The sequence below is a fragment of the Xanthomonas axonopodis genome (assembly GCF_001304695.1).
Classification (GTDB): Bacteria; Pseudomonadota; Gammaproteobacteria; order Xanthomonadales; family Xanthomonadaceae; genus Xanthomonas; species Xanthomonas axonopodis.
This window is the reverse complement of sequence record NZ_JFAQ01000148.1, coordinates 1-13,324: the sequence shown is the minus strand read 5'-3', so window position 1 is coordinate 13,324 and position 13,324 is coordinate 1. Positions and strand designations below refer to the sequence as shown.

Sequence of the window (13,324 nt, the reverse complement as noted above, 5' to 3'; positions counted from 1 at the left end):
CGTGGCAATTGGCCGAAGGGATATAGGGCATCGCCCAGCGCCACGGGCCTGCGCGGCCGCAGCCAGCCGGCGCAGGCCACGGCTGGAATCGGTGGCCGACACCAGCCCACTTCAGTGCCGGCATGCCCACCGCGTGGCTGACAGCTGCGCGCCGTCGGCCACGGGTCAGCAGCGCCAACCGTCGTGGACCACCGGGACCGGCCAGGTGACTGCGGCAACCGCCCCGACCATCTTCAGGGAACGGTAGGCGCCGGCACCGAGCGCACGCCCTCACCGGCGTGGCACTCCAGATACTCGACCACCTCCAGCCCGAACCCGGCCAATCCCACCTGGCGCCGTGGGGTACCCAGCACGCGCAGCTTGCCCAGGCCGAGGTCGGCCAGGATCTGCGCGCCGGCGCCGTTGCGCCGCCACTGACTCACGTCCTTGGCATTGGCGGCGGCTTCGGGCTGCTGGCGCAGCCGTGCCAGCAGCGATTCGCTGTCGCGTGGCGCCGACAGCACCACCATCACGCCCTGCCCTTCGACGGCGATCGCGCGCAAGGCGTCGGTGGCTGCCACGCCGAAGTCATCGCGCTGCCAGTGCAGCAGGTCGGCCAACGGGTTTTCCACCTGCACGCGTACCAGCGTCGGCGTCTGCGGATCGGCGCGACCGCGCACCAGCGCAAAATGCAGGTCGTGCGCGATACGGTCGCGATAGGTCACCAGCTTGAACGGACCGAATTCGGTGGTGATCTCGCGCTCGTCCACGCGCTCGACGGTGTGCTCATTGGCAAGCCGATATGCGATCAGGTCGGCGATCGAGCCCATCTTCAGCCCATGCTCGCGCGCGAACACTTCCAGCTGCGGGCGGCGCGCCATGCTGCCGTCCGGGTTGAGCACTTCCACCAGCACACCGGCCGGTTCCAGCCCGGCCAGCATCGGCAGATCGCTGGCCGCTTCGGTGTGACCGGCGCGGGTCAGCACGCCGCCGGGCTGGGAAATCAGCGGGAAAATGTGGCCCGGCTGGCTCAGATCCTGTGGCCGGGCATCCGGGCGCACTGCGGTGCGCACGGTGTGTGCGCGGTCGTAGGCGGAAATGCCGGTGGTGACGCCTTCGGCCGCTTCGATGCTGACGGTGAAGTTGGTCTGGAACTGCGCGGTGTTGTTGCGCACCATCGGCGCCAGACCCAGCTGCGCGCAGCGCTCGCGGGTCAGCGACAGGCACACCAGCCCACGCGCGTGGGTGACCATGAAGTTGATGTCCGACGGCTTCACCAACTCGGCCGCCATGATCAGATCGCCTTCGTTTTCGCGGTCTTCGTCATCGACGATGACCACCATGCGTCCGGCGCGCAGTTCTTCGATCAGTTCCGGAACGGGTGCGAAATTCATGCTAGCCCCCGCGTGCCGAGCAGGCGTTCCACATAGCGCGCCACCAGATCGATTTCCAGGTTCACCGCCGCACCGACCGCGGTCTGCGCAAAGGCGGTGTGGGCCACGGTGTGCGGAATCAACGCAACCTCGAAGCCGTCTTCGTCTACGTCATTGACGGTGAGGCTCACGCCGTCCACGCAGATCGAGCCCTTCTTGGCCACATAGCGCAACACCGACGCCGGCGCGGCGAACCGCCAGCGCTGCGCACGCGCATCGTCATGGACCGACTGCACCTGGCCCAGGCCATCGACATGCCCGCTGACCAGGTGCCCACCAAGCCGATCGGTGGGCCGCATCGCACGTTCCAGATTGAGCAGTGTGCCCTCTGGCAACGCGCCCAGGGTGGTCAGCGACAGCGTCTCGGTCGAGGCATCGGCCTGAAAACTGCCCGCGTCGAACGCAATCACGGTCAGGCACACGCCATTGACCGCGATGCTCTCGCCCAACTGGACCGATTCGAACGGCAGCGTGCCGGTGGCGAAGGTGAAACGCACATCGCCGCCCTGCGGCTGACGCGCCGCCAGCTGTCCGACGCCTTCAATGATGCCGGTAAACATCAGCGTGCCCCCGCTTGCAGCAACGAGGCAGCCGCGATGGAGCGCTGGAAGGCCGCGGCACAGCGCGGCAGGTGGTGCATGGACATTAGTCGTTTCTCGCAGGAGTTGAGCGAAAAACGCCGCAAGGCAAAGCAAACAGGCGCGCACACAGCCGAAAGGCTGCGCGGTGGCCGTCTTCTTTCATCCGGACTATACCGTCGGCTCCGGTATCGGACCGGATCTGCTGACCTTGCGCATCAGGGGTTTCGCGTTGGTTCGCTCAACCCTGGAGTGCAAGCGCTCGCGGGCTCGCATGCTTGCGCATGCCTACCGCCGGTGGGGAATCGCACCCCGCCCTGAAGACGTTCGTGAGTACCGGCGGACCGGTGCGCAAAGTTTAACAGGGCACATCGGCGCGATGGCTGAGTGTGGGCTAAGGCTGGCAGGACACTGCGTCGTGTTAGGAAATTCCCCATAGCCAGGATCGTGAAGGATCTGTTAATTTACGCGCCGCGACGGGAGACGTCGTTCTTTTCCACCTCGCAATGGGGTGGAGACACGGACATCAATTCTGAAAGAGAACCAACTCATGCGTAAGACCCTGATCCTGGCTGCCCTGCTGGTCGCCGCACCGTTTGCCGCGTTGCGGAAGGCCTGAGCTACAACTACATCGAAGGCGGCTGGAACCGTACCGACTTCAACGTCAATGATGACAACGAGGGCATCAACGGCGGCTATCTGCGCGGTTCCTGGCAGATCGCCCAGCCGGTCTACGTCTTCGCCGGCTACCAGCACGCCACCAAGGACTTCAACCTCGGCACCGGCTTCACGGTCGACAGCACCTTGACCCAGGCCAACGCCGGCATTGGCTACCGCCAGGAAATGACTGAGCGCGTCGAGTTCATCGCCGACATCAGCACGCTGCGTACCAAGGTCGATGCGGATCTGCGCCAGCGCGGCCGTTCGCTGGGCAGTAGCTCCGACTCCACCACCCTGGGCTGGGCGAACCTTGGCCTGCGTGGCAAGCCTTCGCCGCGCACCGAAGCATGGGTCAAGGCCGGCTACATCGATGGCAGCGACGTGGACAAGGGCGAGTTCGTTGGCACCCTCGGTGGCCAGGTGAACTTCACTCAGACCTGGGGCCTGGTTGGCGAAGCCCAATTCATCGACGACGCAAATCAGTACCGCGTCGGCGTGCGCGCAAGCTTCTGATCGGCATCGCGCATGAACAAAACAGGCCCCACATGCGGGGCCTGTTTTGTTCTTATTCCCCGGCGTTGGGCGCGTAACACAAACGCAGGTCCTGCCCGAGCTGCCGTACATCGCGCAATTGCAGTGCATGTCGCTGCGCCATCGTTTCGATGCCAAGGCCAGCGAGCAAGGGCATTGCGGTGTCGCCCAGCAACACCGGGGCCATGTAGACCAGCAGTTCGTCCACCAGCCCGGCCTGCAGCAGCGTACCGCTCAGCGTGGCGCCGGCTTCCACATGGACTTCGTTGATGCCGTGCTCGGCCAGCAACGCCAGCACCGCGGCCAGATCGAAGCGTCCAGCTTGCAACGGCATCGCAACGAACTGCGCACCATCCAGCGAAGGTGCGGCCACATCTTCGCCATGCAGATACAGCGTCGGCGCATCGCCGTTGCGGATGTTCTTGCACGCCAACGTGCGTAAGCCGGCATCCAGCACCACACGCAGGGGCGGCACGAAGGCGGTGTCATCGCCCAGCCGCACCGTCATCGACGGATCGTCGGCCAACACCGTGCCAGCACCAGTGAGGATTGCGCCGGCACGCGCACGCCAGCGCTGTACGTCTGCACGTGCATCGGCACCGGTAATCCATTTGGATTCGCCGCTGGCCAGCGCAGTGCGTCCATCCAGACTGGCGCCGAGTTTGATCCTTACCCACGGCCGCCCACGCTCCACCCGCGACAGAAATCCCCGGTTGAGCGTGCGCGCCTGCGCGTGCATCACGCCGCTCAGCACCTCGATCCCGGCCTCGCGCAGCAGCGCAAAGCCGCCGCCGTTGACCTGCGGAAACGGGTCGGCCATTGCCGCAACCACACGCGCAACGCCGGCCTCGATCAAGGCCAGCGCACATGGCGGCGTGCGTCCGTAATGCGCGCACGGCTCCAGCGTCACATACGCGGCAGCACCGCGCGCCAACTCTCCGGCTGCACGCAGCGCGAAGACTTCGGCATGCGGGCCGCCGGCACGTTGATGGAAGCCCTCGCCCACGCACACGCCCTCGCGCACGATCACGCAGCCCACCATCGGATTGGGGCGGGTGGTGTAGGCGCCGCGCTCGGCCAAGCGCAATGCTTGCGCCATCCAGCGGTGGTCATCGGCACGCGCGGCCGCCGCGGTCTCACTCATTGCGTTACTGCTCCCGGCGCGATGCACATCACCACGATCTGCATCGGGCCTAGCAAGAATTCGGTATGCGTCTGCCACCCCAGGCGCTGATAAAACGGTGCCAATGCCGGCTGGCAATACAGGTAGAGCAGCGGCACGCCCAGCTGCGCGGCGGCCTGCACACAGTGCGCCACCAACGCCTCGCCAATGCCTTGCCCGCGCGCCTGCGGCTGCACATACAACGACGCCAACCAGGGTGACCATTGCCGAATGCGTGCGTCATCGTTTTCGAGCAAGCTCACCGAGCCCAGCCACTGCGTTTGATCCAGCGCCACCCAGGTGGTCGGAATGACGCCATCGCGCGCATGGCTGCGCAATTCGCTCAGCGCCTCATCGATGTTCCAGTCCGGCAACAGCGCGCCGAAGGCCTGTAGATGCGCTTGCGCAATCGCAGGCAGGTACTGAGGCGTTTGCGCAACGCAGGCGATGCGCATCGCGCTCATCGCTTGCCGGGTTTGCCGGCGCGTTCCAATGCCGCTTCCAGCAGCGGTAGTTGTTCGCTGCCGACCGGCAGTTCGCGTTCGAGCTTTTCGATTTCCTCGCGGAAGTCGGCCACATCCTGAAAGCTGCGATACACCGAAGCAAAGCGCACATAGCCGACATGATCGAGCTTGCGCAGCTCGACCATCACATACTCGCCTACCCGCAGCGAACCCACTTCGCGCTCGCCGGACATGCGCAGCTGATGCACCACCGCACGCACCGCCGCTTCGATCTGCTCTTCGGCCACCGGCCGCTTTTGCAGCGCACGGTCGAAGCTGGTGCGCAGCTTGCGTGCATCGAACGCCTCGCGTCCACCATCGCTCTTGACCACGGTGGGCAGCTTCAGTTCGATCGTTTCCAGCGTACTGAACCGCTCGCCGCACGCCTCGCATTCGCGGCGCCGACGGATCGTCGTGCCGTCTTCGGACACCCGCGAATCGATCACGCGAGTGTCGTTGTGCTGGCAGAAGGGGCAGTGCATCAGATGGCCGAGATTTGGGATTGGGGATTCGGGATTGGCAACAGCACAAGCAAGGACGCGCGGTTAGCGCATCCCGAATCCCGAATCACCAATCCCGGCATTTCAGCCATACACCGGGTAGCGCTTGCACTGCGCGGTCACTGCATCGCGCACCTTCGCCAGCACGGCTTCGTCGGTTGGCGCATCGAGCACATCGGCAATCCAGTTGGCCAGGTCGATGCTGTCCTGTTCCTGGTAACCACGCGTGGTGATCGCCGGGGTGCCCAGGCGCAAGCCGGAGGTGACGAACGGCGAGCGTGGGTCGTTGGGGACCGAATTCTTGTTGACGGTGATGTGCGCCTTGCCAAGCGCAGCCTCGGCGTCCTTGCCGGAGACGTCGCGACCGATCATGTCCACCAGCATCAGATGGTTCTCGGTGCCGCCGGAGACGATCTTGTAGCCGCGCGCAATCAGCGTATTGGCCATTGCCTGTGCGTTCTTGACCACTTGTTGCTGATAGGTCTTGAACGCCGGCTCCAGCGCCTCCTTGAATGCCACTGCCTTGGCGGCGATGACGTGCATCAGCGGGCCGCCCTGGATGCCGGGGAACACGATCGACTGCAGCTTTTTCTGCAGCTCTTCGCTGGCACCCTTGGCAACGATGATGCCGCCACGCGGGCCACGCAGTGTCTTGTGCGTGGTCGAGGTGACCACGTGCGCATGTTCCATCGGGCTGGGATACACCCCGGCGGCAACCAGGCCGGCAATGTGGGCCATGTCCACGAACAAGTAGGCGCCGACGCTGTCGGCGATGGCGCGGAAGCGGGCCCAGTCGATCTTCTGCGAATACGCAGAGAAACCGGCCACGACCATCTTCGGCTTGTGTTCGGTCGCAAGACGCTGCACATCGTCGTAATCGATCAGGCCCTGTTCGTTGACGCCGTACTGCACCGCGTTGAACAGCTTGCCGGAGACGTTGACCTTGGCGCCGTGGGTGAGGTGGCCGCCATGCGCCAGGCTCATGCCCAGGATGGTGTCGCCCGGCTGCAACAGTGCCAGATACACCGCCTGGTTGGCCTGGGAACCGCTGTGCGGCTGGACGTTCGCGTAATCGGCGCCAAATACCTGCTTGATGCGATCGATCGCCAGTTGTTCGGCAATGTCGACGAACTCGCAGCCACCGTAGTAGCGCTTGCCCGGATAGCCTTCGGCGTACTTGTTGGTGAGCTGGCTGCCCTGCGCTTCCATCACCAGCGGGCTGCAATAGTTTTCGCTGGCGATCAGCTCGACATGATCCTCCTGGCGGCCGGCTTCAGCAGCGATGGTCTTGGCCAGTTCGGGGTCGTAGGTTTCCAGTCGGACATCGCGCGAGAACATTGCAAGCTCCGGGGCAGCTATTGCCAGTAGGGTCGCCGATTGTAAGCCCCTGCCGCACGGGTGACCAATCGCGCAGCCAGCGCCGCCCGCGTGCCCGCCTGCCCGCACTGCACATGACAAGGGCGCCCCCGGAGGTGCGCCCTTGTGTGATGACCGGCCCGATTGCCGGTCGCGGCCGGGGATGACCCGGTGGCCGCGCCGGGTCAGTTGTTGAGCACCAGGTCGGCAATGACGCCGCTGGCGATGGCCACCAACAGCAGATTGCCGCGGTCGTCGCGCTGCCAGCGGTAGCCATATGGCGGGCGGCGCAGGTCATAGCGGTCGTAATCGTTCACCACATAGACCGGGCCGTGGTAGCGCTGGCCACGGGCCCAATACGGACGCGGCGGCGGGCCGGCACGGTAGTACGCGGGGCGATCATAGACATAGACGCGATTGCGATCGTAGCGACGGTCCTGGTAGCGGGCATCGCGGTAGCCCTCGCGATAGCCGGCGCTGTAGTAGCGGCGATCCTGGCGCCACTCGCGACGGTCGTCGCGGCGGTCGTCGCGCCAGTCCCGTCGATGATCGGGGCCATGGTGACGGTCAGGGCCGCGGCGATCGTGGTCGCGGTCCCAATCCCCGGCGAACGCAGCAGGCGCGACGGCACCCAGCGCCAGGAGGGAGGAAAGCACAACGGTAACGATGCGTTTGCGGTTCATGACCGTTCCTGTTCGCGCGTCGTAATTTCATTAAGGGACGGACCGCCTTAACGCATTCTTGCTGGAATCGATTACGAAAAAGCCTATTCAGGTCGAAAGTAAGATGCCGTTTAGCTGCAGGGGCGCTGCCCCGACCCAGGCCACTTGCCCGTATAATCGGTGCAACCCCTTTTCCGCTGCCTCCGGCCTCGGCCGGCGGGCTGCCTGCGTCCACGGAGCCCCCATGTCGCACTACATCTACACCATGAACCGCGTCAGCAAGGTGGTCCCGCCGAAGCGGCAGATCATCAAGGACATCTCGCTGAGCTTCTTCCCGGGCGCCAAGATCGGCCTGCTCGGCCTGAACGGCGCGGGCAAGTCCACGGTGCTGAAGATCATGGCCGGCGTGGATACCGATTTCGAGGGCGAGGCACGCCCGCAACCGGGCATCAAGGTCGGCTACCTGGCGCAGGAACCGCAGCTCAATCCCGAGCACACCGTGCGCGAGGCAGTGGAAGAAGGCGTGGGCGACGTGCTGCAGGCCCAGGCCGCGCTGGATGCGGTGTATCTGGCCTATGCCGAGGAAGGCGCTGATTTCGACGCATTGGCCAAGGAACAGGAACGCCTGGAAGCGATCCTGGCCGCCGGCGATGCGCATACGCTGGAAAACCAGCTGGACGTGGCCGCCGATGCGCTGCGTCTGCCGCCGTGGGACGCCATTGTCGGCAAGCTCTCCGGTGGCGAAAAGCGTCGTGTGGCGCTGTGCCGCCTGCTACTGCAGAAGCCGGACATGCTGTTGCTCGACGAACCCACCAACCACCTGGACGCCGAGTCGGTGGAATGGCTGGAGCAGTTCCTGGCGCGCTACACCGGCACCGTGGTAGCGGTGACGCATGATCGCTACTTCCTCGACAACGCGGCCGAGTGGATCCTGGAACTGGACCGCGGCCGCGGCATTCCGTGGAAGGGCAACTACACCGACTGGCTGACCCAGAAGGACGAGCGCCTCAAGCAGGAAGACAACCAGGAGAAGTCCCGCCAGAAGGCGATCCAGAAGGAACTGGAATGGTCGCGCCAGAACGCCAAGGGCGGCCGCACCAAGGGCAAGGCACGTCTGGCCCGCCTGGAAGAGCTGCAGTCGGTCGATTACCAGAAGCGCAACGAAACCAACGAGATCTTCATCCCGCCGGGCGAACGCCTGGGCAACGCGGTGATGGAGTTCAAGAACGTCTCCAAGAAGTTCGGCGACCGCCTGTTGATCGACAACCTGTCGATGATCGTGCCGCCGGGCGCCATCATCGGCATCATCGGCCCCAACGGTGCCGGTAAGTCGACCCTGTTCAAGATGATTACCGGCCAGGAAAAGCCGGACTCTGGCGAGATCGTGGTCGGCCCCACCGTGCAGCTGTCCTATGTGGACCAGAGCCGCGACACGCTGGAAGGCAACCACAACGTGTTCCAGGAAATCGCTGGCGGCTTGGACATCCTTAACATCAACGGCATCGAAATCCAATCACGCGCCTATATCGGCCGCTTCAACTTCAAGGGCCAGGACCAGCAGAAGATGGTCGGTTCGCTGTCCGGTGGTGAGCGCGGTCGTCTGCACATGGCCAAGACCCTGCTGCAGGGCGGCAACGTGCTGCTGCTCGACGAACCGTCCAACGACCTGGACATCGAAACCCTGCGCGCGCTGGAAGATGCGTTGCTGGAATTCCCCGGCAACACCTTCGTGATTTCGCATGACCGCTGGTTCCTGGACCGTATCGCCACGCACATCCTGGCCTTCGAAGGCGATTCGCACGTGGAGTTCTTCCAGGGCAACTACCGCGAGTACGAAGAGGACAAGCGCCGCCGCATGGGCGACGACGCCGGCCCGAAGCGCCTGCGCTTCAAGGCGTTGAAGTAAGTCTTCATCGGAGTAGAAAAAAGGGCGCCGAAAGGTGCCCTTTTTTATGGGCAAGTCAGCGGACGGATGCTTGGCTGTTGGCTGCTACCGCCGTCCACCCGCGCCTGTGCAGTCGTCTACCCGCCCGTCGACGGCATGCTCACTCACGCTGCACTACCGTGCCGGCGTCATCCATCTGAGCCTTGCATATGCCTGTCAGCTATTCGATCAGCCTGCCCGATCCCAAGCTCGCCCGTGGCAGCGCGCCGTCGGTGAGCTTCACCGCCAATGGCGCCGAGGCCTTTGCCGAGCAATTACAGGCGGCGCTGCGCGATCCGGCGTGGTTCGACCGTTGGCGCCAGCTACAGACCGACCCTGACGAGGTGGATCCCAGCCTGGGCATCACCGATCCGGCCGCCACGGTCACCGGCAAGCAGCACGACCTGCGCATCGATCTGGTCGCAACGACAAGTATTCCCGGCGACCTTTTCAAACAGCGCATGCAGGCCCTGGCTGGCTCGCACTGGGAACTGCGCGACGTTCGCTGAACTGCAATGGGCAATGTGTCGGCGGCGCTGGCATCGCACGGTGCCACCGATGACAGCGCGGGTCAGGCACTCAGCCATGCGTGAAGCCACGCACTGCATCGGCGTGGCACCCGCCCTCATCCGCCGAGCTGCATATCCCAACGCCAGACACCACCAGCCGCACTCAACCGCGCAAGGCCGCAGCATGATGCGCAATGTGCTCGCCAATAAAACTTGAAATGAAGTAGTAGCTGTGGTCGTAACCGGGCTGCAACCGCACCGTCGCCGGGTAGCCGGCGGACCTGGCCGCGTCTTCGAACAATGCGGTTTTCAGCTGGTTTTGCAGAAATTCATCGGCATCACCCTGATCGATGAGCAGCGGCAAACGCTCCTGGGCGTCAGCGATCAATGCGGTGGCATCGTAGGCTTTCCAGGTCGCACGGTCGCTGCCCAGATACTGGCCAAATGCTTTCTCGCCCCACGGCACCTGGCTGGGCGCCACGATCGGCGAAAACGCCGAGACGCTGCGATAGCGGCCAGGGTTCTTCAATGCGATGGTCAAGGCGCCATGCCCACCCATCGAATGGCCAATGATCGCACGCGCACCGGTAGTGGCAAACGTCGCTTCAATCAACGCGGGTAATTCGTTCACCACATAGTCGTACATGCGGTAATGCGCCGCCCATGGCTGCTCGGTGGCATCGACGTAAAAGCCCGCACCATTGCCGATGTCGTAACCGTCCGCATCCGCCACATCCTCGCCCCGTGGGCTGGTGTCGGGCGCAACCAGGATCACGCCATGCTCGGCCGCATAGCGCTGCGCGCCGGCCTTGCTGATGAAATTCTGTTCGGTACAGGTCAAACCGCTCAGCCAGTACAGCACCGGCAGCGGGCCGTCAGCGGCTTGTGGCGGCAGGTAAACGCCCACCTGCATGCTGCAGTTCAAGGTGTGCGACTGATGCCGATAGACATCCTGCCAGCCGCCGAAGCAGGCGCGGTGTTCGATACGTTCCATGAGATTCCTTACGAAGAGAAACCCTGCAGCCGGATCGCTGGCTGCTGGGTTGGACCATCAATGCAACAGACCCTTTTTGCGTACTACATGGGCCGACAGGGCATCCATCAACGCGGGGGAGAGGCAGTCGTAGGGCGGCAACCCCAGTTCAGTCAGACGCGCGCGTATGCCATCCATCTGCTCCGGCGGCGTGCCAGTTTCGATGATCGACGAAACGAAGGCGGCAAAGGCCGGTGCCGACCAGCCATGCTGCTTCGACAACTCGGTGTGCACGAAATCCAGGCCGTAGAACGCGTGCTCCTTGTTCTCGATCCGCCCATACAGATGTACGCCGCAACCGGTGCATGGATGGCGTTGGATGGTCGCGCTTTCGTCGACGATCTTCAGCTTTTCTTCGTGCGCCGTGACCTTGACCTTGTCGCGCGGGACCACCGCCACCACAGAGAACTTCGCGCCGTCGGGCTTCCAGCATTTACGGCAACCGCAAGCGTGATTATGCGCGGTCTGCGCAGACACCTCGACGGTCACCTTGTTACTGGCGCAGTGGCATTCAAGCGTGCCGCCTTGAAAATGTTCTGTCCCACCTCGCGCAACACCACCATCTACCGAAGGATGAATCGACACGTTCGTCATTACGCTCCTCCCGGAGGTCGGGTACCACGTGCGCGGAAGCGACCCGCGCACCGCTCCTGGCCGCCTGGTCAGAAATGGATCACGGTGCGGATCGACTTGCCCTCGTGCATCAGATGGAAGGCTTCGTTGATCTCTTCCAACGGCATCGTGTGGGTGATGAATGGGTCCAGGTCGATCTCGCCCTCCATCGACTGCTCCACCATGCCCGGCAATTGGGTACGTCCCTTGACGCCACCGAAGGCGCTGCCGCGCCACACGCGGCCAGTGACCAGTTGGAAGGGACGGGTGCTGATTTCCTGGCCAGCGCCAGCCACGCCGATGATGACGCTCTCGCCCCAGCCCTTGTGGCAGCATTCCAGCGCCGAACGCATCACATTGACGTTACCGATGCATTCGAAGCTGAAGTCCACGCCGCCATCGGTCAACTCGACGATGACCTCCTGGATCGGCTTGTCGTAATCCTTCGGGTTGATGCAGTCGGTGGCGCCCATGCTGCGCGCCAGATCGAATTTGCCCGGATTGGTGTCGATGGCCAGGATGCGCCCGGCCTTGGCCTGTACCGCGCCCTGGATCACTGCAAGACCGATGCCGCCCAGGCCGAAAACAGCAACACTCTCGCCCGGCTTGACCTTGGCGGTGTTGTGGACCGCGCCGATGCCGGTGGTGACGCCGCAACCGAGCAGGCAGACCTTCTCCAGCGGTGCCTCGGGATTGACCACGGCCAGCGAAATTTCCGGCACGACGGTGTATTCGCTGAAGGTGCTGCAACCCATGTAGTGGTAGATCGGCTCGCCGTTGTAGGAGAAGCGGGTGGTGCCGTCGGGCATCAGGCCCTTGCCCTGGGTGGCGCGCACGGCCTGGCACAGGTTGGTCTTGCCGGACAGACAGAACTTGCATTTGCGGCATTCGGCCGTGTACAGGGGGATCACGTGATCGCCCACCTTGACGCTGGTCACGCCCTCGCCGACCTGTTCGACAATGCCGCCGCCTTCATGCCCGAGCACCGACGGGAAGATGCCTTCCGGGTCGTCGCCAGACAACGTGAAGGCATCGGTGTGGCACACGCCGGTGTGGGTGATGCGGACCAGCACTTCCCCGGCTTTCGGCGGCGCGACGTCGATTTCGACGATTTCCAGCGGCTTGCCTGGTCCGAACGCGACTGCTGCACGGGATTTCATGGGATGACGCTCCTGACGATGAGGTTCGAGGACGGGGGCGCGACAAGCGCCGACCCGGTGGGAGTTTTATTTGAGGTAGGACCGGACCAGACCGAGCAGGTCCTGCACCCGCTGGGCGCGTTGCGCATCGGATGCGGCGGCGTGCCCGAAATCTTCGCGGATATGCGCTTCAAGCACCTGCGACATCAGACCATTCACGGCACCTCGAATCGCGGCGATCTGCTGCAACACGGGAGCACAATCCGCGCCCGCCTGCAGCGCCCGCTCCAGCGCGTCGCATTGACCGCGCAAACGGCGCACGCGCGCGAGCGCTCGCTTTTTCTCGTGCGGCGAATGCGGCATGGCGGCCCCAACAGAATACTGGGGGGTAGTATATGGATCGTTTCGAAAAAAGCGATGGCCAGCTGCCTGCCGACCATCGTCTTGTTGAGTGGCGATCACCGCCACGCGTTGGCCGATGGCGCGATGCCGCGCATCGCCGCTGGCGGCACAGGGGGTAAAGAGCCCCCCTGTTAGCCGCAGTGCAGCACGCACATTGCGCAGATATGCCAGCACCCCGCACGCCGCAGGCGCGAGGCACCCAGCGCAACGATGGTTGCCGGCCATTGCCGCAGCACCTGACCGTTCAATCGTCCCTACCGTTGCCGGCCGCCGAGGTGACGCCTCCGCATCAGCGCTGGGGCTGGAACGGCAGTGGCGGTGGCGGTGGCGGTGGCGGTGGC

General features: G+C 64.2%; 13 protein-coding genes, 1 pseudogene and 1 riboswitch. Of the genes and pseudogenes, 3 read left to right on the top strand and 11 right to left on the bottom strand.

From position 1 onward, the window contains the following. Window positions 1-233 precede the first annotated feature (233 nt). Both ribB and XAXN_RS13815 read right to left on the bottom strand, forming a co-directional pair. A complete protein-coding gene (gene ribB / locus XAXN_RS13820; RefSeq protein WP_054319961.1) occupies window positions 234-1,373 on the bottom strand; it encodes a 3,4-dihydroxy-2-butanone-4-phosphate synthase in 1,140 nt (379 codons plus the stop codon). Then, window positions 1,370-1,972, bottom strand: a complete 603-nt coding sequence (locus XAXN_RS13815; RefSeq protein WP_054319960.1) for a riboflavin synthase — start codon at window positions 1,970-1,972, stop codon at window positions 1,370-1,372. The genes ribB and XAXN_RS13815 overlap by 4 nt, the downstream gene beginning before the upstream one ends. Before the next feature lie 168 nt (window positions 1,973-2,140). After that, a riboswitch (FMN riboswitch) is annotated at window positions 2,141-2,319 on the bottom strand. Window positions 2,320-2,540: 221 nt separating this feature from the next. Between XAXN_RS13815 and XAXN_RS13810 the strand changes: the two are divergent. Next, window positions 2,541-3,163 (top strand): annotated as a pseudogene (locus XAXN_RS13810) (hypothetical protein). Window positions 3,164-3,215: 52 nt separating this feature from the next. Here the strand turns inward: XAXN_RS13810 and ribD are convergent. The 5 genes from ribD to XAXN_RS13785 form a co-directional block, all read right to left on the bottom strand. Continuing rightward, window positions 3,216-4,325: a bifunctional diaminohydroxyphosphoribosylaminopyrimidine deaminase/5-amino-6-(5-phosphoribosylamino)uracil reductase RibD gene (ribD, locus tag XAXN_RS13805; RefSeq protein WP_054319959.1), complete on the bottom strand. Its 1,110-nt coding sequence runs from the start codon at window positions 4,323-4,325 to the stop codon at window positions 3,216-3,218. Beyond that, window positions 4,322-4,807, bottom strand: coding sequence for a GNAT family N-acetyltransferase (locus XAXN_RS13800; protein WP_054319958.1), 486 nt, complete (start codon window positions 4,805-4,807; stop codon window positions 4,322-4,324). Before XAXN_RS13800 ends, ribD begins: the two co-directional genes overlap by 4 nt. Then, complete coding sequence (gene nrdR, locus XAXN_RS13795; protein WP_003490311.1) at window positions 4,804-5,328, bottom strand: transcriptional regulator NrdR; 525 nt, start codon at window positions 5,326-5,328, stop codon at window positions 4,804-4,806. Before nrdR ends, XAXN_RS13800 begins: the two co-directional genes overlap by 4 nt. A 102-nt stretch (window positions 5,329-5,430) precedes the next feature. Beyond that, window positions 5,431-6,684: a serine hydroxymethyltransferase gene (gene glyA, locus XAXN_RS13790; RefSeq protein WP_042822653.1), complete on the bottom strand. Its 1,254-nt coding sequence runs from the start codon at window positions 6,682-6,684 to the stop codon at window positions 5,431-5,433. Between the two features lie 203 nt (window positions 6,685-6,887). Further along, window positions 6,888-7,385 carry an RcnB family protein gene (locus XAXN_RS13785; RefSeq protein ID WP_054319957.1) on the bottom strand — a complete coding sequence of 166 codons (498 nt, stop codon included), beginning with the start codon at window positions 7,383-7,385 and terminating at the stop codon, window positions 6,888-6,890. A 223-nt stretch (window positions 7,386-7,608) separates the two neighbouring features. Between XAXN_RS13785 and ettA the strand changes: the two genes are divergently transcribed. Continuing rightward, the gene (gene ettA / locus XAXN_RS13780) at window positions 7,609-9,270 is read left to right on the top strand and encodes an energy-dependent translational throttle protein EttA (RefSeq protein WP_054319956.1); all 1,662 of its coding nucleotides are present in this window, start codon (window positions 7,609-7,611) and stop codon (window positions 9,268-9,270) included. 188 nt (window positions 9,271-9,458) lie between these two features. Next, window positions 9,459-9,797 (top strand): hypothetical protein, encoded by a 339-nt coding sequence (locus tag XAXN_RS13775; RefSeq protein WP_008576771.1) that lies wholly within the window; start codon window positions 9,459-9,461, stop codon window positions 9,795-9,797. A gap of 163 nt (window positions 9,798-9,960) precedes the next feature. On the opposite strand, the gene fghA is transcribed toward XAXN_RS13775, so the two are convergent. The 4 genes from fghA to frmR form a co-directional block, all read right to left on the bottom strand. Further along, complete coding sequence (fghA, locus tag XAXN_RS13770; RefSeq protein ID WP_054319955.1) at window positions 9,961-10,791, bottom strand: S-formylglutathione hydrolase; 831 nt, start codon at window positions 10,789-10,791, stop codon at window positions 9,961-9,963. A 57-nt stretch (window positions 10,792-10,848) separates the two neighbouring features. Next, complete coding sequence (gene gfa / locus XAXN_RS13765; protein WP_054319954.1) at window positions 10,849-11,424, bottom strand: S-(hydroxymethyl)glutathione synthase; 576 nt, start codon at window positions 11,422-11,424, stop codon at window positions 10,849-10,851. A 68-nt stretch (window positions 11,425-11,492) separates the two neighbouring features. Further along, window positions 11,493-12,602, bottom strand: a complete 1,110-nt coding sequence (locus tag XAXN_RS13760; RefSeq protein ID WP_054319953.1) for an S-(hydroxymethyl)glutathione dehydrogenase/class III alcohol dehydrogenase — start codon at window positions 12,600-12,602, stop codon at window positions 11,493-11,495. A 66-nt stretch (window positions 12,603-12,668) separates the two neighbouring features. After that, entirely contained in the window at window positions 12,669-12,944 is a 276-nt protein-coding gene (frmR, locus tag XAXN_RS13755; protein WP_042822645.1) for a formaldehyde-responsive transcriptional repressor FrmR, read from the bottom strand. Between the last annotated feature and the right edge of the window lie 380 nt (window positions 12,945-13,324).

Coding starts and splice junctions, on each gene's coding strand:
- ettA (WP_054319956.1), top strand. CDS start 7,609: ATGTCGCACTACATCTACACCATGAACCGCGTCAGCAAGGTGGTCCCG.
- XAXN_RS13800 (WP_054319958.1), bottom strand. CDS start 4,807: ATGAGCGCGATGCGCATCGCCTGCGTTGCGCAAACGCCTCAGTACCTG.
- glyA (WP_042822653.1), bottom strand. CDS start 6,684: ATGTTCTCGCGCGATGTCCGACTGGAAACCTACGACCCCGAACTGGCC.
- nrdR (WP_003490311.1), bottom strand. CDS start 5,328: ATGCACTGCCCCTTCTGCCAGCACAACGACACTCGCGTGATCGATTCG.
- ribB (WP_054319961.1), bottom strand. CDS start 1,373: ATGAATTTCGCACCCGTTCCGGAACTGATCGAAGAACTGCGCGCCGGA.
- XAXN_RS13775 (WP_008576771.1), top strand. CDS start 9,459: ATGCCTGTCAGCTATTCGATCAGCCTGCCCGATCCCAAGCTCGCCCGT.
- frmR (WP_042822645.1), bottom strand. CDS start 12,944: ATGCCGCATTCGCCGCACGAGAAAAAGCGAGCGCTCGCGCGCGTGCGC.
- fghA (WP_054319955.1), bottom strand. CDS start 10,791: ATGGAACGTATCGAACACCGCGCCTGCTTCGGCGGCTGGCAGGATGTC.
- XAXN_RS13785 (WP_054319957.1), bottom strand. CDS start 7,385: ATGAACCGCAAACGCATCGTTACCGTTGTGCTTTCCTCCCTCCTGGCG.
- gfa (WP_054319954.1), bottom strand. CDS start 11,424: ATGACGAACGTGTCGATTCATCCTTCGGTAGATGGTGGTGTTGCGCGA.
- ribD (WP_054319959.1), bottom strand. CDS start 4,325: ATGAGTGAGACCGCGGCGGCCGCGCGTGCCGATGACCACCGCTGGATG.
- XAXN_RS13815 (WP_054319960.1), bottom strand. CDS start 1,972: ATGTTTACCGGCATCATTGAAGGCGTCGGACAGCTGGCGGCGCGTCAG.
- XAXN_RS13760 (WP_054319953.1), bottom strand. CDS start 12,602: ATGAAATCCCGTGCAGCAGTCGCGTTCGGACCAGGCAAGCCGCTGGAA.